We start from the raw sequence: 22,175 nt of genomic DNA, 5'->3' as shown, positions 1-22,175 counted from the left end.
GTATCATTCTACAATGTTGCTTAACAATTTACGTTTGTTATATACTTTAGTTTCCTGTCTGTTCATCGGTAAACCTCTATTGAACCACGCGACTATCGCGTGGTTTTCGTTGCACACAAAAAAAGACTTCCCATATGGGAAGTCTTTTAAAATTTAAATTTGAAATTTAAATTATTCGTTGATAGCGGTAACAACGCCGGAACCTACGGTTCTACCACCTTCACGGATAGCGAATCTCAAACCTTCTTCGATAGCGATAGGAGTGATGAGTTCAACGTCCATGGTTACGTTATCACCAGGCATGCACATTTCAACACCTGCGGGCAGGCTGATTACGCCGGTAACGTCAGTGGTTCTGAAATAGAACTGGGGACGGTAGTTGTTGAAGAACGGAGTATGACGGCCACCTTCATCTTTGGTAAGAACGTAAACTTCGCCCTTGAACTTGGTGTGGGGGTTGATGGTACCGGGCTTAGCCAATACCTGACCACGCTGGATTTCGTTTCTCTGAACACCACGGAGAAGTACACCAACGTTATCACCAGCTTCTGCATAGTCCAAAAGCTTTCTGAACATTTCGATACCGGTAACAACAACTTTTCTGGATTCGTCGGTAAGACCTACGATTTCAACTTCTTCGTTAACTCTGAGCTGACCTCTTTCTACTCTACCGGTAGCAACAGTACCACGACCGGTAATGGAGAATACGTCTTCCACAGGCATCAAGAAGGGCAAGTCAGCCTTTCTTTCAGGTGTGGGGATGTAGCTGTCAACAGCTTCCATCAATTCAACAATAGCCTGGTAGGGTTCAGCAGCGGGATCGTTGGAATCGCATTCCAGAACCTGCAAAGCAGAACCTGCAACGATAGGAGTATCGTCACCCGGGAATTCATATTCGTTCAACAATTCACGAATTTCCATTTCAACGAGTTCGAGCAATTCGGGATCGTCAACCTGGTCTTTTTTGTTCATGAATACAACGATGTAGGGAACGCCTACCTGTCTGGACAACAGGATGTGTTCTCTGGTCTGGGGCATCGGACCGTCAGCAGCAGATACTACCAAGATAGCACCGTCCATCTGAGCAGCACCGGTGATCATGTTTTTAACATAGTCAGCATGTCCGGGGCAGTCAACGTGTGCGTAGTGTCTGTTAGCGGTTTCATATTCTACGTGAGAAGTAGAAATTGTGATACCTCTTTCTCTTTCTTCGGGAGCCTTGTCGATGTTAGCGTAATCTGTAAATTCTGCGCCACCCTTCATAGCCAATACCTTAGTGATAGCAGCTGTCAAAGTGGTCTTACCATGGTCAACGTGGCCGATAGTACCAATGTTAACATGGGGTTTGCTTCTCTCAAATTTTTCCTTTGCCATTTGAGTTTTCCTCCTTTTTTTAAAAAACAATAATTGTATTTGTATTTAGTATAACCGATATTTGCAAAAAAAGCAAGACTTTTCTTAAAGATTAGTCATTATTTTTTGCACGGTCAGCAACGATTTTTTCCATGATGCTCTTCGGAACGGGTTCGAAGTGGTCGGGAGTCATGGTATACTGGCCACGGCCCTGGGTAAACGAACGCATATCGGTCGCATAACCGAACATTTCGGACAGCGGAACAAATGCGGTGATTGCCTGCGCGCCCTGACGAGCTTCCATACCCTGAATCTGACCACGACGGGATGTGATGTCACCCATGGTGTCACCCATGTATTCTTCCGGAACAACTACGTCAACTTTAACGATAGGTTCGAGAAGAACAGAATCACCCTTGCGGCAAGCATCCTTAAATGCCATAGAACCGGCAATCTTAAATGCCATTTCAGAAGAGTCGACTTCATGGTAAGAACCGTCGATTAAGGTACATTTAACGTCTACAACGTTGTAGCCTGCAAGTACACCGGACTGCATAGCGCCCTGGATACCAGCATCTACTGCAGGAATATATTCCTTCGGAATTGCACCGCCGACGATTTTGGATTCAAAGATATAGCCGGAACCGGGTTCTAAAGGTTCTACAATCATCTTAACGTGACCGTACTGACCCTTACCACCGGACTGACGAGCATACTTGTGATCCACTTCAACAGTCTTGCGGATGGTTTCCTTATAGGATACCTGCGGATTACCAACACTTGCTTCAACCTTAAATTCGCGCAAGAGTCTGTCTACGATAATTTCAAGGTGCAATTCACCCATACCGGAGATAATGGTCTGACCGGTTTCTTCATCGGTATGTGTGGTAAATGTCGGGTCTTCTTCTGCGAGCTTTGCAAGTGCGATACCCATTTTTTCCTGACCTGCTTTGGTCTTGGGTTCGATTGCAACAGAGATAACGGGATCCGGGAATTCCATGGATTCTAAGATTACCAAATGGTCTTCATCACAGAGGGTATCACCGGTTGTTGTATTTTTAAAACCAACAGCAGCAGCGATGTCACCGGAGTAAACCATATCGATATCTTCTCTCTGGTTTGCGTGCATCTGCAGAATTCTACCAAGTCTTTCTTTGTTACCCTTGGTAGAGTTGTATACATAAGAACCGGATGTAGCAGTACCGGAGTATACACGGAAGAAGGTCAGACGACCTACATAGGGGTCAGTCATGATCTTGAACGCCAAAGCGGAGAAAGGACCTTTATCGTCTGCAGGTCTTTCAACTTCTTCTTCGGTGTCGGGGTCGATACCCTTGATTGCAGGGATATCGAGCGGAGAAGGCAGGTAGTCAACAATTGCATCCAGCAAAGGCTGAACACCCTTGTTTCTGTAAGAAGTACCGCAAAGCACCGGAATCATTTCACCTTTGATGGTGGCTGTACGGATTGCTTTTTTGATTTCTTCAACAGTAAGGTCGCCTTCTTCGAAGAATTTTTCCATTAATTCTTCATCGGTTTCCGCACAAGCTTCAAGCAAAGCCTGACGGTATTCTTCTGCCTTGTCCATCATGTCGGCAGGAATTTCTTCGTCTCTGTAATCTTTACCGAGGTCATCATAGTAAACAATTGCTTTCATGTTTACCAAGTCGATAAGACCTTTGTAGGTGTCCTCAGACCCGATGGGGAGCTGAATCGGAATCGGATTACATTTTAATCTGTCCTTCATCATGTTGACAACGTTATAGAAGTCAGCGCCCATGATATCCATCTTATTTACATAAGCCATTCTCGGAACGCCGTACTTGTCTGCCTGACGCCAAACATTTTCGGACTGCGGTTCAACGCCGCCTTTTGCACAGAATACAGTAACCGAACCGTCAAGTACACGCAAAGAACGTTCTACTTCTACAGTAAAGTCAACGTGTCCGGGGGTATCGATGATGTTGATTCTGTGGTTATTCCACTGTGCAGTTGTCGCAGCGGAAGTAATGGTAATACCACGTTCTGCTTCCTGTTCCATCCAGTCCATGGTCGCCTCACCATCGGATACGTTACCGATTTTGTAGGTACGGCCTGTGTAGAACAGGATACGTTCGGTTGTGGTGGTCTTACCGGCATCGATATGTGCCATAATACCAATGTTTCTGGTTTTTTCCAGACTAAAAGCTCTTGGCATATTGACCTCCTTATAATCTCAACAATAGGTTTAAGACAATTACCAACGATAGTGAGCAAATGCTTTATTTGCTTCAGCCATCTTATGGGTATCATCCTTCTTCTTAACGGATGCACCGGCGTTGTTAATTGCGTCTAAGATTTCGTTTGCGAGTCTTTCACGCATAGTTTTTTCGTTTCTGAGTCTGGAATAGTTGGTTAACCATCTCAAGCCCAAAGTCTGACGTCTTTCCGGACGTACTTCCATAGGAACCTGGTAAGTCGCACCACCCACTCTGCGAGCTTTAACTTCGAGAACGGGCATGATGTTGTCCATCGCCTGGGTGAACACATCCAACGGATCGTTACCGGTTTTTTCTTTGATGATGTCGAACGCATCGTATACAATTTTCTGCGCTACACCTTTCTTACCATCCAACATGATGTTGTTGATCAGACGGGTAACGATTACGGAATTGTACATAGGATCCGGCATCACTTCTCTTTTTGCAACAAAGCCTCTTCTTGGCACTTTACTTCCCTCCTTTAAATAATGGTAGCGATATCAATCGCAGGTACTCGGTAAATTGCTTTACCGCTGTGCAAGTTTGGGCAAGTTACATATCTATATAAAATGCCAAACGCACATGAAAATTTCAACATAAATTCGAAAGCCTTAATGAAAATTATTTTTTCTTTGCTTTCTTAGCGCCGTACTTGGAACGGGACTGGTTACGGTTAGCCACGCCTGCTGTATCCAAAGTACCACGGATGATGTGGTAACGTACACCAGGGAGGTCCTTAACTCTACCTCCACGAATCAAAACTACGCTATGTTCCTGCAGGTTGTGACCGATACCGGGGATGTAGGAAGTAACTTCCATACCGTTAGAAAGTCTTACTCTGGCAATCTTACGCAAAGCGGAGTTCGGCTTTTTCGGGGTCTGGGTCTTAACGTAGGTGCAAACACCACGTTTCTGCGGAGCGCTTTGATCTGTCTGCTTCTTTTTGATAGAGTTAAAACCCTTCTGAAGAGCAGGTGCAGTGGACTTCTTTGCAGAAGTTTCGCGGCCCTTTCTGACCAATTGGTTAAATGTTGGCAATTCATTCACCTCCATGCTTTAATATTTATATAGAAGCTTTCGCTTTATATACAGGTTAAAACTTAGAAAACAACTGAAATCAGGGGCAGGTTTTTCAACCTGCTCCTGTTTCATTTCACAATTCAGCCCATACATTCTATCACCAAACGGGACAAATGTCAATAGCTTTTTCAAATTTTTCTGAATTATTCTTCAGTTGGTGCCTCGGTGAAGATTTCTTCTGCTGCAATTTCTTCCACAACAGCATCCATGCTTTCGCCGATTACGTCTGCACTTTCATCTAAAGTCAGCTCTTCCACTTCTTCGGGAGCGGCAGCATTGATGGTTGCCACATCCACATGGTGGTACTGCGGTACACCTGTACCTGCAGGAATGAGCTTACCGATGATAACGTTTTCCTTAAGACCTACCAACGGGTCAATCTTGCCCTTGATGGCAGCATCTGTCAGAACTCTTGTGGTTTCCTGGAAGGATGCGGCAGACAGGAAGCTGTCTGTTGCAAGGGAAGCCTTTGTGATACCGAGGAGTTCCTGGGTAAAGGTTGCAGGCTTTTTACCTTCTGCTTCTAACGCTTCGTTTGCACGGAGTACCACAAGGCGGTCAACCATAGAACCTGCTAAGAAATCGGAATCCCCTGCATCTTCGATGGTGACTTTCTTGAGCATCTGACGGGCGATGATTTCGATATGTTTATCGTTGATATCAACACCGGTCATGCGGTATACACGTTGTACTTCCTGAACCAGATATGCATGAACAGCGCCTGCACCCTTGATTTCAAGGATTTCGTGGGGGTTGAAGGAACCGTCGGTCAAACCGTCACCCTTTTCAACCACATCGCCGTCCGAAACTCTGATTCTGGAGCCGTACGGAATGGTATATACTTTGCGATCGTCTTCATTTTCAATGATAACGTCACGGGTTTTGTTATTGTCTTCAATGCTTACCTTACCGCCGATTTCGGTCATAACCGCCAATCCCTTCGGCTTCGGTTTTCTTGCTTCAAACAGTTCGGTTACACGGGGCAGACCCTGTGTGATATCGTCACCGCCTGCAGCACCACCGGTATGGAATGTACGCATGGTCAGCTGTGTACCCGGTTCACCGATGGACTGTGCCGCGATGATACCAACTGCTTCACCAATGTTTACAAGCTTACCGGTTGTCAGGTTTGCACCGTAACATTTTGCACAAACGCCAACCTTTGCACGGCAGGTTAAAACAGAACGTGCCTTAACCTTTTTGATGCCACTCTTTACAATCTTCTTAGCTGTTTCATCGTCTGCAATTTCGTTTGCAGCGATAATCACTTCGCCGGTTTCGGGATGTACCACGTCTTCAAACATGGTTCTGCCGTTCAAGCGTTCTTCTAACTCTTCAATAATTTCCTTACCGTCATTGATGTCGAACAGGTTTACATACTCTGTAGAACCGCAATCGTCCTCACGAATGATTACGTCCTGGGATACGTCAACCAGACGACGGGTCAGGTAACCGGAGTCTGCGGTACGGAGCGCCGTATCCGCCAAACCTTTACGGGTACCGTGCGAAGAGGTGAAGAATTCAAGCACGGTAAGACCTTCACGGAAGTTTGCCTTAATCGGCACTTCCATGGCACCACCGTCGGTTTTACCCATGATACCACGCATACCGGAAAGCTGACGGATCTGGTTGATACTACCACGGGCACCGGAGTCTGCCATCATGAAGATCGGGTTATATTTATCCAAGCTCTTCATGATTGCCTGACCGATTTCATCGTTGGCTTTCATCCATTCTTCAACAATCATGTTATGGCGTTCTGTATCGTCGTAGTAACCGCGACGGAACTGCTTTGTAATGGTTTCGATTTCTTTTTCGGTTTTCTGAATGATTTCTTCTTTTTCACCAACCACCACGATGTCGGATACCGAAATGGTGATGGCACCCTTGGTGGAGTATTTGTAACCGATTGCCTTGATTTTGTCCAGTACATCGGCAGTTTCAGCCATGCCGTGTGCCTTGATGCACTTGTTTACAATCTTACCAAGCTGTTTCTTGCCGGTGAGGAAGTCAATTTCAAGACCTAAAATCTTCTGCTTCATTTCATCCACAGTTTTCTTTAAGGTTTCCTTCTTGGCACCGGTTGCTTTATCATAAGCTGCTTCAGCTTTTTTAAGTTCTTCGATATCTACGGTTCTGTCCACAAAGCCTAAATCCTGCGGAACATTCTGGTTGTAGATAATACGGCCCACAGATGCTTTAACCAAGCCGGTTACAGTATAGCCTTCCACTTCCTTGGACATACGAACCCTGATGGGTGCGTGCAAACCGACTGCACCTGCTTCGTAAGCCAAAATTGCTTCGTCCACAGAGGAGAATGCTCTGCCTTCTGCCGGTTCACCGCCAAAGCATTTATCTTCGGTGAATTCAGCAGGCTTTTTGCCTTCTGCAACAAGCTGTGCGTTCAAGCGTTCTAACGGGAGTTTATCCCCTTCTTCTGTAATATAACGAACCACATCGCCGATTGCATAACCGGTGTCGCCGGGTTCGGTAATTTTTACTTCCTTCGGCTTCTGGATGGTTAAGTAGTACGCACCGAGGATCATGTCCTGCGTCGGTACGGTTACCGGCTTACCGTCCTGAGGCTTAAGTAAGTTGTTTGCAGAAAGCATTAAGAATCTTGCTTCTGCCTGTGCTTCTGCAGACAGCGGAACGTGAATAGCCATCTGGTCACCGTCAAAGTCCGCGTTGTAAGCGGTACATACCAACGGATGGAGTTTAAGTGCACGGCCTTCAACCAACACGGGTTCAAATGCCTGGATACCCAGTCTGTGCAGAGTAGGTGCACGGTTCAAAAGCACAGGATGCTCTTTAATAACATCCTCCAGCACTTCCCAGACTTCGGGACGAACACGTTCTACCATTCTCTTTGCGTTTTTGATATTTACAGCCAAGCCCTGGCTTACCAAACGCTTCATTACAAAGGGCTTGAACAGTTCGATTGCCATTTCTTTCGGCAAACCGCACTGATAAATTTTGAGTTCGGGACCAACTACGATAACCGAACGGCCGGAATAGTCAACACGCTTACCCAACAAGTTCTGTCTGAATCGACCCTGCTTACCTTTAAGCATGTCGGAAAGGGATTTAAGGGGTCTGTTGCCGGGGCCTGTTACCGGACGGCCTCGGCGGCCGTTATCGATAAGCGCGTCAACTGCTTCCTGAAGCATTCTCTTTTCGTTGCGAACGATAATGCTGGGCGCGCCAAGCTCTAACAGCTTTTTCAAACGGTTGTTTCTGTTAATAACACGTCTGTACAAATCGTTTAAGTCAGAAGTCGCAAATCTGCCACCGTCTAATTGAACCATAGGACGGATATCCGGCGGAATAACCGGGATAACATCCATAATCATCCATTCGGGCTTGTTGTTGGAGTGACGGAAGGATTCTACCACTTCCAGTCTCTTCATGATACGGATTCGCTTCTGACCGGTGCTGCCCTCGAGCTCTTCCTTGAGTTCTGCGGACAAAGCTTCTAAGTCAATTTCAGCAAGCAGCTCTTTAATGGCTTCAGCGCCCATACCTGCCTTGAAACGAGAACCGTATTTTTCGTAAGCTTCTTTATATTCTCTGTCGCTTAAAATCTGTTTTTTGAATAAGGGGGTTTTACCCGGGTCTACAACTACATAAGCTGCAAAGTAGAGAACCTTTTCCAGATCCTTCGGGGACATTTCAAGAATTAAACCCATACGGCTGGGGATACCGCGGAAGTACCAGATATGAGATACCGGAGCGGCAAGCTCGATATGACCCATTCTTTCTCTTCTTACCTTTGCTTTGGTTACTTCAACACCGCATCGGTCGCACACAATGCCCTTATAACGGATTCTCTTATATTTACCGCAATGACATTCCCAGTCCTTCATAGGTCCGAAAATGACTTCGCAGAAAAGACCTTCTTTTTCAGGCTTTAAAGTTCTGTAGTTGATAGTTTCGGGCTTTTTAACTTCACCCTTTGACCAGGATCTGATACTTTCGGGAGATGCAAGGCCAATTTGTATCGCATCAAATACATTGAATTCCATAAATTTACCTGTCCTTTCTATAGACAAGCTCTGAATCAGAGCTTTCAAAAATCTCAGTACTGTTCCTCATTTGCGGGAACGGATGATTATAAGTCCTCCAAATCTTCAATGACTGTCAGATCATCTTCGAAAACGGATTTTTCATCAAACAAAATCTCTTCCTCTTCTGCCTCTGCAGCATTGGCTTCGTTTCTGCTTTCATTTTCTTCCGCTTCGCGCTTGAGCTGTTCTAAGATTTCGGGGGTTGCTACCGGTGCGTCGGTTTCGTCATAGTCACGCAAATCGATTTCATTGTGTTCCTCATCCAAAACCTTCACATCCAGACACAAGCTCTGGAGTTCTTTAATCAATACCTTAAAGGACTCGGGGATACCCGGTTTCGGGATATTATAGCCTTTGACAATGGATTCATAGGTCTTAACACGTCCAACCACGTCGTCGGATTTTACGGTCAAGATTTCCTGCAGAGTGTATGCAGCGCCGTATGCTTCCAAAGCCCAAACTTCCATTTCACCGAATCTCTGACCACCGAACTGTGCTTTACCGCCTAACGGCTGCTGGGTAACCAAAGAATAAGGACCGGTGGAACGGGCATGCATCTTATCATCAACCAGGTGATGGAGTTTTAACATATACATGTAACCAACGGTTACGCGGTTATCGAAGGGCATACCGGTTCTGCCGTCATACAGAACGGTCTTACCGTCTCTGTTATAGCCTGCTTTTTCCAGAGCCTCTTCAATATCTTCCTCGTGCGCGCCGTCAAATACAGGTGTTGCAATCTTCCAGCCCAATGCCTTTGCCGCATAGCCAAGATGCACTTCCAGCACCTGACCGATATTCATACGGGAAGGTACGCCCAAGGGGTTCAATACAATCTGAAGCGGTGTACCGTCGGGCAGGAAGGGCATATCTTCTTCCGGTAAAATTCTGGATACAACACCCTTGTTACCGTGACGGCCTGCCATTTTATCGCCCACAGAGATTTTTCTCTTCTGTGCGATGTAGCAACGGATAACCTGATTTACACCGGGAGACAGCTCGTCGCCGTTTTCGCGGGTAAACACTTTAACGTCTACAATGATACCGCCTTCACCGTGGGGTACACGCAAAGAAGTATCACGAACTTCTCTTGCTTTTTCGCCGAAAATTGCGCGCAGGAGTCGTTCTTCTGCAGTCAGCTCGGTTTCACCCTTAGGTGTTACCTTACCAACCAAAATATCACCGGAGTTTACTTCCGCACCGATACGGATGATACCGCGTTCGTCCAGATCACGGAGCGCGTCTTCACCAACGTTGGGGATATCACGGGTAATTTCTTCCGGTCCGAGCTTTGTATCACGGGATTCGGTTTCAAATTCTTCAATATGAATAGAAGTTAAAACGTCTTCGCGAACAACACGCTCGTTAATCAGAATAGCATCTTCATAGTTATAGCCTTCCCAGGTCATGAAGCCGATAAGGATATTTTTACCCAGACCGATTTCACCGAGCTGTGTTGCCGGGCCATCGGCGATGATATCGCCTTTTTTAACAAATTCGCCTTCTTCAACAACGGGCTTCTGGTTAATACAGGTACCCTGGTTGGAGCGCTGGAATTTTAAGATGTTATAATTACGGATGTTACCGGTTGCTTCTTCACGAACGGTAACCTTGTCGGCAGAAACCTTCAAAACGGTGCAGTCTTCTTTTGCAACAACTACAACGCCCGAGTCCATAGCTGCCTTGTATTCCATACCTGTACCAACGATAGGCGATTCGGGCTTAATCAGCGGAACGGCCTGACGCTGCATGTTAGAACCCATGAGGGCACGGGATGCGTCATCGTTTTCTAAGAAAGGAATCATAGCGGTTGCAACCGATACAACCTGACGGGGAGATACGTCCATGTAATCTACACGGGAAGCATCTACTTCAATCATTTCGTCCATGTAACGGGCAATAATCTTCTTATTTACAAAGCGGTTGTTTTCATCAAGGGGTTCGGTTGCCTGTGCAACAATCTTGCCGTCTTCAATATCCGCTGTGATATAAACGATTTCATTGGAAACAATACCGGTTTCCTTGTCAATCTTTCTGTACGGTGCTTCGATAAAGCCGTACTTGTTGATTCTTGCATAGGTTGCAAGAGAGTTAATCAGACCGATGTTCGGACCTTCAGGGGTTTCAATCGGGCACATACGACCGTAGTGAGAGTAGTGTACGTCTCGAACCTCGAAAGATGCACGGTCTCTGGACAAACCGCCGGGACCCAATGCAGAAAGTCTTCTCTTATGGGTAAGCTCTGCCAGGGGGTTGGGCTGGTCCATGAACTGGGACAGCTGAGAAGAACCGAAGAATTCTTTAATGGCTGCCACAACAGGCTTGGTGTTAATGAGCGCCTGAGGTGTAATTACATCCAAATCCTGGATGGTCATACGTTCGCGTACGCCTCTTTCCATTCTGGAAAAGCCTACACGGAACTGATTCTGCAGCAATTCGCCAACGCCACGGAGACGACGGTTACCCAGATGGTCAATGTTGTCCACACTGCCAAGGCCATGCTGCATGTTGATGATATAGTTAATGGAAGCAAAAATATCTTCTACTAAGATATGCTTCGGAATGAGTCTTTCGGTGTTGTTCTTTAAAAGGGTGGTCAGTTCGTCCACATCGCCGCCGCTTTCTTCAATCAACTCGGTCAGAACAGAGTAAGAAACATCTTCGTTCACACCGATGGCTTCTAAATCGATGCCTTCGATAAAGTCAGCAGGGTCAACCATGTTGTTGGAGAATACCACAACATTTTTGTCCTCGATTTTCAGAACAATACGGTTTACGGCATTCTTCTTCAGTTCGCGGAGCACTTCCTTGGAGCAAACATCCCCTGCAGAAGCCAAAACCTCACCGGTGATGGGGCTTACTACATCTTCAGCCAGCTCTTTGCCGGTTGCTCTGTCTTCCAAAGACAGCTTTTTGTTGAACTTATAACGGCCAACACGTGCCAGGTCATAACGGCGTGCATCAAAGAACAAAGAGTTTACAAGCTGCTTTGCCCCCTCTGCGGTTGCCGGTTCACCCGGACGGAGTTTTTTATAAATTTCTTCCAATGCACCGTCGGTATCTTTGATGGTATCCTTTTCCATGGTGTTCAAAAGCAGGATTTCATCTTCACCGAACATCTGCAAAATTTCGGCATTGTTACCAAGGCCCAGCGCCTTTAAAAGAACGGTTACCGGTACCTTTCTGGTTCTGTCCACACGGGCAGAGAAAATATTGTTAGAATCGGTTTCGTATTCAATCCATGCACCGCGGTTCGGGATAACGGTTGCCTTAAAGAGCAGGTTGCCTGCCTTATCATAATCCGATTCATAGTAGATGCCGGGCGATTTTACCAACTGGCTGACAATAACACGTTCTGCGCCGTTGTAAATAAAGGTACCCTGATCGGTCATAAGCGGGAAGTCGCCCATGTAGATTTCCTGTTCCTTTAATTCGCCGGTTTCCTTGTTGATTAAACGTACCTTAACACGAAGGGGTGCTGCGTACGTTGCATCTCTTTCTTTGCATTCTTCGAGGGCATACTTTGCAGCCGATTCATCCAAAGTGTAATCGGTAAATTCCAAGATTAAGTTCTCCGCAAAGTTGGTGATGGGAGACACATCCTTGAATACTTCATGCAAACCTTCCTCTAAAAACCACTTGTAAGAGTTTTTCTGTACTTCAATCAGATTAGGCATTTCCAGAACTTCGTCAATTTTAGAATAGCTTCGTCTGGTGTTTTTGCCCAGTTTGATTACCTTGGGTTCTGACATAAATTAAATTCACCTCATTTGAAAATAAATTAAATCCGTAACGCATTTAATCATCCTGAACATTGAGCGCCTTTTCTTTTTCAAAAGCCTCGTTCCAAATATGAATGAAAAAATCTTACAAATTGCATGCACCATATTATATATAGGAAACAATTACCTCCCGAAAGGCATATTGCACCAAGTTACATTATGATGGATAATAATTATACCACAAAATATACAGGCTTGTCAAGAAAAATTTTAGTTTTTTCCAAAAAAATATTGATTTTTGACTGTTTTTATTATATAATTGGAAAAAATCCATTAAATTGTTTTCTGTTTTCCAAATCCCCCAGTCAGCCTGCTCGGCTGACATCCCCCTTTAGACAAGGGGGCCTAATCGGAATGATTCAGAAAATTTTCAGAAAGAAGCGACAAATATGCAGTACAAGAATGTTTCGGAGTTTGCCAAAAGCTATGAAATCTGTGACGCCCATGCCCACATTTTCCCTGAGAAAATTGCCCGCAAGGCAGTTTCTGCCATCGGTAAGTTTTACGGCATAGATATGTATGACGGGGACGGTATTTCGGAAGCCCTTTTAAAAAGCGGTAATCCCATCGGCGTAAAAAAATATCTTGTTTGCTCTGCGGCAACCACCGCGGCGCAGGTGGAAAGCATCAATCACTTTATTGTGGAAGAGTGCAAAAAGCATGAAGAATTTTTCGGTTTCGGCACCATGCATCCCGATTACGAAAACATCGAAGAGCAAATCAATTTCTGCATTGAAAACGGCTTGCACGGCTTAAAGCTCCATCCCGATTTTCAGCAATTTGATATTGACGCTGAAAAAGCCTATAAAATCTACGAGCTTTGCGAGGGCAAGCTTGCTATTTTGTACCACACCGGGGACAATCGCTATGACTTTTCCTCCCCTGTGCGTCTTGCAAAGGTAGCCAAGGATTTTCCAAAGCTCATCTGCCTCGCCTCCCACTTTGGCGGCTACCGTCGCTGGGAGGATGCTTCTGAGCATTTGGCAGGTTTAGAGAATGTGTATTATGACACAAGCTCCTCTCTCCCCTTTATTTCACCGGAGCGCGCAAGAGAGCTGATTGATACATACGGCTTGGAAAAAATGTTTTTCGGGGTAGACTTTCCTATGTGGGATCACACCGATGAGCTGGAACGATTCATGAACCTTAACTTAACCCCCGAACAGAACAAAGCCATCCTTTCGGATAATTTCAAGCGCGTTTTTACTATTTAATTCAATCATGCAAAGTAAAGAAATCCCATAAACAGAACACATGTCAAACAGAGCGGAATCCTTAATGGATTCCGCTCCGTATTTTTTAATATTTTATTTGCAGTTTATTTCTTTATTAAATCCTCCAGCTTCAAGGTGTATTTTTTGTTTTTCACAGAATAGGTTGCGGTTCCGTTGCCGTACGAAAAAGATCCTAAATCTATTTTGTCTGCATGGAAAACTTCTTTTTTAGTGTAGGTATCGTAATCATAGTACACCAAACTGCCACTTGTTTTCGACCCGGAATATGTAATGTCCCAGTAAAGAAAACCGTTTTTGTAGGACTTTATATTAAAGAAGCACGCGGTATCCAAATGGCTGACTGTCAGATTTTCCATATCCAGAGAATAGATTTCCAGTTCATCCGTCGCAGATCGTCTGTACTGGAATAACACAAGCTGATTGTTAACCATTTCACCATCTTCCATCCTAAGCGAATCATCGTCTGTAAACAAAGTGGCTCCGGTGGATATGTCCACCCCTTTTAAATACATAGCCCCAATCGCGTGGTCAAGATAGAAGAACAATCTGTTATCTTTGATTCCCACAACATTCAGCGAGAAATCAGATATACTGCCATCGTAAGACCATTCGTCTATTATACTCTGCGGCACGGTTTCGGTGTGTACAATTTTTTCAGTGTTGTCTTTAAGATTTTTATATTTGATTTTCAAATCTTTTGTACCGTAGTACACTTCTTTGCCGTTGGTTAAAATATTTTGCCCCATAATGCCGTTTGCAAGCACGGTTTTTTTACCGTCAGCCTCTTTATACAGCTTACCGTTCGAAATATAATATCTTGCTTCCCCGATATATTCGCCGTTATAATCTACCGTCTTAAAGAAACCGCTCAATTCAGGCTCCAGCTCTGCCGAAACAGCATTTCTGCTCCAGGGCACATAAAAGCTTATGGTATCTTCGGTATAGTCTTCCAGGGTCAGCTTTGCAGAATACAGATTCGGCTCTAAATAGAACACAATCTGCCCGTTTGCATCGGTATATCCGTTCTTTTTGTCATTTACATACACGCTTGCGCCCGAAAGAGGCTGTTTAGTTTCCTTGTCACGCACCGTTATGGTGGTTTCATAAGCCATGTGCGGACAGTTTCTCATTTCAAAATTTTCACCCTCCCAATCCCCGAAGGAATAATGCCAGGGAGAAAATACAAAAATGTGCTTTTTACTCTTATAGGTCAGCTCTTTGCCTGTGTATTCTTTTAAGCCCTCGTTCAGCTCTTCGCTTAAACCGAAGGTAAAGAAATCATACGAATAAATTGTACCTTCCACACAAAAATAGCAGTTGTGGATTTTGCCGTTTTCGTCGGGTGTATTCTGATGTCCTGCATACTGCAAGCCGTCCGCACCGCCCGAAAGGAATTGCTCTACCGAAACCTTGCCCTCAACACCAACACCCAGGTCTGCCGTTAAGGTCAGCAAATCCAGGTCGCCAATATTCTTTACATCCAAAAGTCCCAGATCCACCTGTGCCGAAACACCGATTTCCGCATAGCCGTCTGCATCGGCTTCAAGCCCTGAATCAAATGTCGTCTTGCTCCAGGGCAATAACGTACTGTCCTTGTACTCAATACCCGAATCATTGGTTAAAATTGCATCGGCTTCCACCTTGAATTTACCGCCTGCCGAAGCTGTAATGGACGGCGTTACCGCGATTTCCAACGGTCCTGCCACCGCAATGGTGATTTCGGGGAACGGAATGGCACCGCTTGCCGACGCATCATTGGCATAGCCTGCCACAGCGCCCACCTCGGTCAATACCTTCGCCTTGGCTTCCAGATTCGGGTGGAGCAGATTCAGCTGAATGTCTACCAACACCTCAACACTCATATTCATTTGCGCATATGCGCCCTTTTTGGTGTCAAAGTTCGGCGTTTCGATGGTAAATTCTTTCTTTTTATGTTCGTCAGCATTGAGCATTACCGTCCATTTACCATCTTTTTTCTCCAGGTTGAGGTCCACTTTGCCAACATCACCGCCTGAAAAACCGCCCGTAAGACTGATATGCTCATTTTTTGCAAGGTCGGCCTCGGAGGGGGTAACAACGGTTGAAATGTCAATGCTTTCAATCACGTCTGAAAAAGCAGGCTCCTCATAAGAAATTTCTGTCCTGGTCCCTGCCTTTTTACTGCTTACCACCTTGACAAGCACATCTTCGCCGTCCGAAAATGCACCCGGGATATACAAAACATCCCCTTTTTTTAAGTTTTTAACCACACTGTCTGCAGAAGAAACCGTTAACGTTTTCTTTTCCGCATCCATTGCTGTTACCTTGTTTTTGCTTGCGCCCGTTTCTGCCACCTGTACCTTTTCGGTAAACACAATTTCGTTTGCCGCATCGGCACGCAGTCCGCTCCGCGCTTCTTTTTCGCGCATCAGACGCTCAATCAGAGCCGCCGCTTCTGCACGGGACAAAATGTTGCCCGGACGATATGTGCCGTCCTCGTAGCCTTTGATTAAACCGCGCTCGGATGCCGCCGCAACCGCTTCTCTTTCCACCGCATACAATACATCCGAAAAAGCGCACTCGGTATCGGTCATGATGCCCAGACCGTTTGCAATCCAAACCGCCGCCGTACCGCGGGAAACAGGGTTCTCGGGCATAAATGCCGAGCCGTTATTTTCTATAATTCCGCTTTGCACACCGCAGGTTACATACGGGGTGTACCAGGCATCCGCCGGGGTATCCGCAAACACTGCAGGATATGTTTTTTGTGCATCAAAAGTACCCAATGCACAGGTTAAAAGCTTTACAAACTGCGCACGGGTCAAAGTGCCGTCGGGGTCATACCGTCCGTCTCCGACACCGTTAATTACGCCCTTTTCTGCCAGGTCATGAATGGTCTGATATGCCCAATGGCTTTCGGGTACATCCGAAAAAGTTGCCGCAGCCGCTTGCATCGGAAGCAATGCCAGCACCATCACAAGCACCAGCAAAATCGAAATACTTCTTTTCATTTTTATGTCCCCACTTTACTTAAATGATAGTGTTTATTATATCACAGCTTTTAAAATTCGTCCAGTATTTTCCAGAGTTTTTTGTTATTTACAAAATACATTTTCTGTGTTAAACTGTACACAGCACGCACCGAAAGGAGCAAAAAAATGAAAAAAACGGCCATAAACTTAATTCCTGACATTGTAAATCCGACCCCCGACTACTACTGTACCTGGCAGACACAGCTTTATGCCTCCTGCGACGGTAAGCCGGAGGGACAGCGGTCGATTATGGGCGAGAAAGGAATGTTTTCGGAAGAAAAGCCTTTCGGCTGGGCTTACTTTTATCCCGAGGCACGAAAAGACTTGTTTTTTGTAATGGATGACAGTTGGGATGTGGCAAAAGGTGTAAAAGACAGACCCCTTTGCGGAAGTTTACAGTTGGACAAAGATAAATTTCCCGAAAGTACCAAAAATGTTTCTAACCAGGACGCCTTAAAACGGCTGGTTGACCGCGTAAAGGCGTTAGGCTGGAAAGGGCTTGGCGGTTGGGTTTGCGCGCAGGAAGCCGTAACAGCTCCCGACAAAGACGATCCCAAATACCGCATCACCCGTCTGAAAGAAGCGGACTTTGCAGATTTTGCGTACTGGAAGGTGGACTGGGGCGAAAAAGCACGCAACGCAGAATATCGCAGAGAAATGACCCGACTTGCAAGACAGTACGCCCCCAATCTGATTATCGAGCACGCAATGTTGCCCGAACTGATTCCATACTCCGATGTGTACCGCACCTATGATGTGCCTGCTGTAATGTCTATCCCCATGACCATGGAAAAACTGAAAAATTTTGGCAACGCGCCCAAAACCGAGAACGGATTTATGGGCTTGATTAACTGCGAGGATGAGGTGTATATCGCCGCCGCAGCAGGATATGCCATGGGGGTTATGCGCCATCCGTATGCAGGCGCGTTTATAAACGGAAAGCCCGACATTTCTTTCCCTGCGGTGCACCGAAATTTAAAAACCAAAATCACCGAAGTCACCCGTGCAGTGCGCTGGCACAGAATTGCCCCTGCCTTTGGTGCATACGGGGAGAAATTCCTTGTTGATACCAACGAGCTTACCGACTTCTGGACACTTCAAAACCGCGACGAAGAATTTGAAGCCTGGTGGTATGAAGAGAACTACTTTAAACAGTTTATAAAGGAAAATACCGTTACCAAAAGCGCCCCTGCCCGCATTTCCAGAGGTTGTCCGCTTCCCGAAATCATTCCCGATTCCGAGGGTAACACCCCCTATGCTGTAGCCGCAAAGAATCCAAACGGTGCGTTCTCGATCGCAACCTTGGGCAGAACATTAAACCGCAAATATTACATTCCCCTTTGTGAGATAGCGGTAGATGCGGAAAATGCCGAATTTATCGGCGTGTTTGGCGAATACAAAAGCCTGACCATCAAAACAAAGAAACAAATTACACAGGTTTTGATGCAGGATTTGGCAGATGACACCGCCATAGACATAACCGATTCGGTTACCTTTAGCAAAAACTGCCTGATCATACCGGGCGCGCTCATTTCTGAAATCGGCACAAAAAATCAGCCCGAATGGGATACCTCCGAGCCGGGCGTAATTATCTATTTACAAAGAGCAGAATTCTAAACGAATTCTGCTCAGACTGTCGAAAAAGTCGTTCTACCGCAAGCAAAGAACTATTTGTTATTCTGAGCGAAGCGAAGAATCTCCGGTTTGAACAGATGTTGAATGGAGCGGAATCCATCGAGGATTCCGCTCCATTGCTTGCTTTTTCTTAAGTCTACAGCGTGTCGATAGGTTTATCGACACGCTGGGAGCAGAATTCTAAACGAATTCTGCTCCCAGACCGTCAGGAAAATCGCTTAACCGCAAGAAAGAAACAAAGCCTTCCTCTGACGAGGAAGGTGTCGCGCGTAAGCGTGACGGAAGGAGAGAATATTAAACAGAGCGGAATCCTTGATGGATTCCGCTCTTTTTTGTGTTTTTAAACAAACGCCGCCCCTGCATTATTTTCATTGCCTTTCGGCACCGCTTCCTTTTCCGCATCTATGTCATATATGCATTCAAAAATCACCTGCGTCAACCCGTTGCGTTTGATCTCTATTGGCGTGCTTAAAAGATGCTGTGCATAGAAAAATGTGAATTCATTTTCTCTGTCGATTGCAAGGTACGCACCTGCCGCACCGCCCCAGCCGAAATCGGGCGCACCATTTTCGCCTTTTTTGCAACGAACGCCCAAGCCGTAACCATAGCCGTCCACCCAGCAAGTACGCATCTGCTCGTCGGTCAGGCAATGGGTTTGCATCAAATCAATGGTCTCTTTCTTTAAAATGACATCGCCTTTTCGCATAGCTTCGGCAAATTTAATGTAATCTTCTACGGTAGATACACAGCCCGCTCCGCCCGAAGCATACTCGGTACCTAAGCGGTAAACAGGCACCTTAGACGGCACGACTTTGGCGGCTTTTATGTCCGCATCCCACGCACAAAGCGGTGCAATCTGCGGTGAAACAACGCTGTAATCGGGCAAAAAGTCCGTTCGGTTCATGCCGAGCGGCTCAAAAATATTTTTCTTTACATATTCTGCAAAGGGCATGCCCGAAAGCACCTCCACCAAAGCCGCCAACACATCGTGGCATAAGCTGTATTCCCAGCGCTCGCCGGGATCGAACAATAACGGCTCTTTTGCAAGATATTCCATTGTAAGTCTTGTAGGACATCTTTCTTCTGTTTCTTCTCTGCAATGCATAAGGTGCGGTGTTCTCAGCCAATAAGTAAAGCCTGCTGTCATGCAGAACAAATCCTTTATGGTAATTTGGGTTTTGGCAGGACGGAGGGTGCCGTCTGATTCCTTTACAACCATCTCTTTAAACTCGGGCATATAGTCGGAAAGCTTATCTTCTAATTTAAATAAACCTTTTTCATATAACTGCAAAGCCGCCGCACAGGTAATGGGCTTGGAGCAGGAATAAATATTAAACAGCTCGTTTCCCATATATCCGTTTTTATGACGGTACACCTCTTTGCCTTTGTAATATACAATGCAGTCATTGGCAGGCACGCCAAGCTCTACAAAGCTGTCAAGGGTTTTCGTTAATTTTGTAAAATCCATTTTTCTCATCTCCCGAGAGTATTTTAGCACGCCAAATCTCTGCTGTCAAGCTTTTTTCGGCAACAAACAATTGACTGTTTTTAAAATGTATGCTATGATAAAAATAACCTTATAAAACACGGACGGAGGGGATGAAACGTGAAAGGGTTTAAACGTTGTATTGCCGTTTTAAAGCGCACCGGTGCTATACATATTTTTTGGACCTTTTTAGTATTTTTGTGTATCGCCGCAGGGATTTTAGCCGTTATCGAGCCACAGATTAACGGATTCTTTGAAGGTGTGTGGTACTGCTTTGTGGCATCCACCACTATCGGCTTTGGCGATATCTGCGCCGTTACGGCAATCGGCAGAGTGATTACGGTTTTGCTCGCGCTTTACGGCATTATGGTTGCCGCCATGGTCCCGGGTGTGGTACTGGCGTACTACATGGAGTTTGTAAAAGCACGGGAAACTGAAACGGTTTCCATGTTTTTGGAAAAGTTAGAACGCTTACCCGAGCTTTCCAAAGAAGAGCTTTCCGAACTTTCTGAACGGGTAAAAAAATTAAATCGTAAATAATTATGAAATTTGGGTCTGTTATTTTAGGTGTTTTGCTTAACCGATCACCTACGCTTACAACACACAATAAATGGAGCGGAATTCCGCTCCGTTTATTGCTTTTTACTTGCAAAACCGAGAAGAACGTGCTACAATATAAAATAACAACAAGCCTTGATGGGGAGATGTTAAAAAATGAAAGGTTTAGCAAGCTTTAAAAAACAGAACATCGACATGACACACGGCAATATTTATCAGCAGTTGTCGCTGTTTGCCGTACCGCTTTTCATGGGTAACCTGTTTCAGCAGTTTTACAATCTGGTAGACACCTGGGTTGTGGGCAATTTTTCCACCAATGCGGCATTTGCGGCGGTGGGGTCTGTAACCTCTATTGTCAACATGCTCCTCAATGCGTTCATTGCCCTTTCCAACGGTGCAGGGGTTGTGATTTCCCAGTATTACGGTGCAAGAAAACTGCAAAACCTGAAGCAGACCGTACATACCGCAATGATGATGTCCCTGTTGGTTGGCATTTTGTTTACCTTTATCGGCCTCTGGGCAGCGCCTCTCATGTTAAAAATTGCAAACATGCCCCCGTCCGTTGCTCCCGAAGCGCTGACCTATCTAAACATTTATTTCAGCGGAATGCTGGCTATGGTTTTTTATAACATCGGTGCATCCGTTCTGCGCGCCATCGGCGATTCCACAAAGCCCTTTTACTTTTTGGTGGTTTCCGCGCTGATTAACATTGTGCTGGATTTAATTTTTGTCATTCACCTTGATATGGGCGTTGCAGGTGTTGCCTGGGCAACGGTAATTTCGCAGGCGGTTTCTGCGGTACTTGTAATTGTTGTGCTGTTTAAAACAAGCACCTGTGTACGGTTACAGTTTACTGCACTTCGCATTCACAAAAACGAGCTGACCAAAATTTTAATCGTCGGCATTCCCTCTGCCATCCAGATGGCGGTAACCGCTTTTTCCAACGTATTTGTACAAAGCTACATTAACCATTTCGGTGAAGATTTGACCGCCGCCTGGGCAGCTTACGCGAAAATTGACCATCTGCTGTTTTTGCCCATGCAGGCGCTTGCCTATGCAGTTTCCACCTTTGTGGGTCAGAACTTGGGTAACAACAATGTTGAGCGTGCCAAAAAAGGAACTTCTGCTGCCATAAAGCTTGCGCTTCTGGTTACGGCAATTCTTTTGATTCCCATTGTGATTTTTGCCCCCCATATCGTGGCAATCTTTAACGACAAGCCCGAAGTGGTATATCACGGCACAAGATTTTTGCGGTATATCTCGCCGTTTTATATGGTCTGCGTCATCAATCAGGTGCTTGCCATGAGCCTGCGCGGCTCGGGCAACAGCAAAGCACCCATGATTATTATGCTGTCCTCCTTTGTGGTGTTCCGTCAAGTTTATCTGTTTATTACCGCAAACTTTATTTCAAACACCATTCTGCCCATTGCTATGGGCTACCCCGCAGGCTGGATTGTGGCATCCGTCATCACTTTAGTTTACTACAAAAAAACAGATTTAGCTTCCAAACGACTGGTAGAATAAAAATTGGGGGGATGTAAAAAAAGTCCGGATCGCAAAAACGCGAGTATAAAGGCAAACAAAGTATGTACAAACTTACAAGAACGACACCAAATGAAGAAAACACGCAAAGTTTTGCGTGTTTTCTTTTGATAAATGCGTTTTTGCTATGAACAAACTTCGCCTCTCGACGTACCTTTGTACGCCTTCGGGTAACCCCAAACCGCG

12 protein-coding genes are annotated in these 22,175 nt (G+C 45.6%); 4 read left to right on the top strand and 8 right to left on the bottom strand.

Annotated elements, in window-relative coordinates; translation table 11 throughout:
* Positions 1-171: 171 nt before the first annotated feature.
* From tuf to rpoB, 6 genes are all read right to left on the bottom strand, one after another.
* Positions 172-1,374: an elongation factor Tu gene (tuf, locus tag IJE10_05465; GenBank protein MBQ2967549.1), complete on the bottom strand. Its 1,203-nt coding sequence runs from the start codon at positions 1,372-1,374 to the stop codon at positions 172-174.
* A gap of 91 nt (positions 1,375-1,465) precedes the next feature.
* Complete coding sequence (fusA, locus tag IJE10_05460; protein ID MBQ2967548.1) at positions 1,466-3,550, bottom strand: elongation factor G; 2,085 nt, start codon at positions 3,548-3,550, stop codon at positions 1,466-1,468.
* 39 nt (positions 3,551-3,589) lie between these two features.
* Positions 3,590-4,060, bottom strand: coding sequence for a 30S ribosomal protein S7 (gene rpsG, locus IJE10_05455; GenBank protein ID MBQ2967547.1), 471 nt, complete (start codon positions 4,058-4,060; stop codon positions 3,590-3,592).
* Positions 4,061-4,214: 154 nt separating this feature from the next.
* On the bottom strand, positions 4,215-4,631 hold the full coding sequence (gene rpsL / locus IJE10_05450) for a 30S ribosomal protein S12 (GenBank protein MBQ2967546.1): 417 nt from the start codon (positions 4,629-4,631) through the stop codon (positions 4,215-4,217).
* 185 nt (positions 4,632-4,816) lie between these two features.
* Positions 4,817-8,698: a DNA-directed RNA polymerase subunit beta' gene (rpoC, locus tag IJE10_05445; GenBank protein MBQ2967545.1), complete on the bottom strand. Its 3,882-nt coding sequence runs from the start codon at positions 8,696-8,698 to the stop codon at positions 4,817-4,819.
* A gap of 86 nt (positions 8,699-8,784) precedes the next feature.
* The gene (rpoB, locus tag IJE10_05440) at positions 8,785-12,492 is read right to left on the bottom strand and encodes a DNA-directed RNA polymerase subunit beta (protein MBQ2967544.1); all 3,708 of its coding nucleotides are present in this window, start codon (positions 12,490-12,492) and stop codon (positions 8,785-8,787) included.
* A 419-nt stretch (positions 12,493-12,911) separates the two neighbouring features.
* Here rpoB and IJE10_05435 point away from each other — a divergent pair, with 419 nt between their 5' ends.
* Positions 12,912-13,736 carry an amidohydrolase family protein gene (locus tag IJE10_05435; protein ID MBQ2967543.1) on the top strand — a complete coding sequence of 275 codons (825 nt, stop codon included), beginning with the start codon at positions 12,912-12,914 and terminating at the stop codon, positions 13,734-13,736.
* A 104-nt stretch (positions 13,737-13,840) separates the two neighbouring features.
* Here IJE10_05435 and IJE10_05430 read toward each other — a convergent pair whose 3' ends face one another.
* Positions 13,841-16,747: an S-layer homology domain-containing protein gene (locus IJE10_05430; GenBank protein MBQ2967542.1), complete on the bottom strand. Its 2,907-nt coding sequence runs from the start codon at positions 16,745-16,747 to the stop codon at positions 13,841-13,843.
* 147 nt (positions 16,748-16,894) lie between these two features.
* On the opposite strand from IJE10_05430, the gene IJE10_05425 reads away from it, so the two are divergent.
* Positions 16,895-18,385 carry a hypothetical protein gene (locus tag IJE10_05425; GenBank protein ID MBQ2967541.1) on the top strand — a complete coding sequence of 497 codons (1,491 nt, stop codon included), beginning with the start codon at positions 16,895-16,897 and terminating at the stop codon, positions 18,383-18,385.
* Positions 18,386-18,743: 358 nt separating this feature from the next.
* Here IJE10_05425 and IJE10_05420 read toward each other — a convergent pair whose 3' ends face one another.
* On the bottom strand, positions 18,744-19,871 hold the full coding sequence (locus IJE10_05420) for a beta-lactamase family protein (GenBank protein ID MBQ2967540.1): 1,128 nt from the start codon (positions 19,869-19,871) through the stop codon (positions 18,744-18,746).
* 138 nt (positions 19,872-20,009) lie between these two features.
* Here IJE10_05420 and IJE10_05415 point away from each other — a divergent pair, with 138 nt between their 5' ends.
* Together IJE10_05415 and IJE10_05410 are read left to right on the top strand one after the other, a co-directional pair.
* Complete coding sequence (locus tag IJE10_05415) at positions 20,010-20,429, top strand: two pore domain potassium channel family protein (GenBank protein ID MBQ2967539.1); 420 nt, start codon at positions 20,010-20,012, stop codon at positions 20,427-20,429.
* A 174-nt stretch (positions 20,430-20,603) separates the two neighbouring features.
* Positions 20,604-21,971 (top strand): MATE family efflux transporter, encoded by a 1,368-nt coding sequence (locus IJE10_05410; GenBank protein ID MBQ2967538.1) that lies wholly within the window; start codon positions 20,604-20,606, stop codon positions 21,969-21,971.
* Positions 21,972-22,175: the final 204 nt, after the last annotated feature.

The sequence above is a fragment of the Clostridia bacterium genome, assembly GCA_017410375.1.
Lineage (GTDB): Bacteria > Bacillota > Clostridia > RGIG6154 > RGIG6154 > RGIG6154.
The sequence above is the reverse complement of the archived record's forward strand: the minus strand, read 5'-3'. Positions and strand labels throughout refer to the sequence as shown.

What these genes read in the sequence shown, in the direction of transcription:
- tuf (MBQ2967549.1), bottom strand. Translation starts at nt 1,374, where the DNA reads ATGGCAAAGGAAAAATTTGAGAGAAGCAAACCCCATGTTAACATTGGT.
- fusA (MBQ2967548.1), bottom strand. Translation starts at nt 3,550, where the DNA reads ATGCCAAGAGCTTTTAGTCTGGAAAAAACCAGAAACATTGGTATTATG.
- rpoC (MBQ2967545.1), bottom strand. Translation starts at nt 8,698, where the DNA reads ATGGAATTCAATGTATTTGATGCGATACAAATTGGCCTTGCATCTCCC.
- rpoB (MBQ2967544.1), bottom strand. Translation starts at nt 12,492, where the DNA reads ATGTCAGAACCCAAGGTAATCAAACTGGGCAAAAACACCAGACGAAGC.
- IJE10_05435 (MBQ2967543.1), top strand. Translation starts at nt 12,912, where the DNA reads ATGCAGTACAAGAATGTTTCGGAGTTTGCCAAAAGCTATGAAATCTGT.
- IJE10_05430 (MBQ2967542.1), bottom strand. Translation starts at nt 16,747, where the DNA reads ATGAAAAGAAGTATTTCGATTTTGCTGGTGCTTGTGATGGTGCTGGCA.
- IJE10_05425 (MBQ2967541.1), top strand. Translation starts at nt 16,895, where the DNA reads ATGAAAAAAACGGCCATAAACTTAATTCCTGACATTGTAAATCCGACC.
- IJE10_05420 (MBQ2967540.1), bottom strand. Translation starts at nt 19,871, where the DNA reads ATGGATTTTACAAAATTAACGAAAACCCTTGACAGCTTTGTAGAGCTT.
- IJE10_05410 (MBQ2967538.1), top strand. Translation starts at nt 20,604, where the DNA reads ATGAAAGGTTTAGCAAGCTTTAAAAAACAGAACATCGACATGACACAC.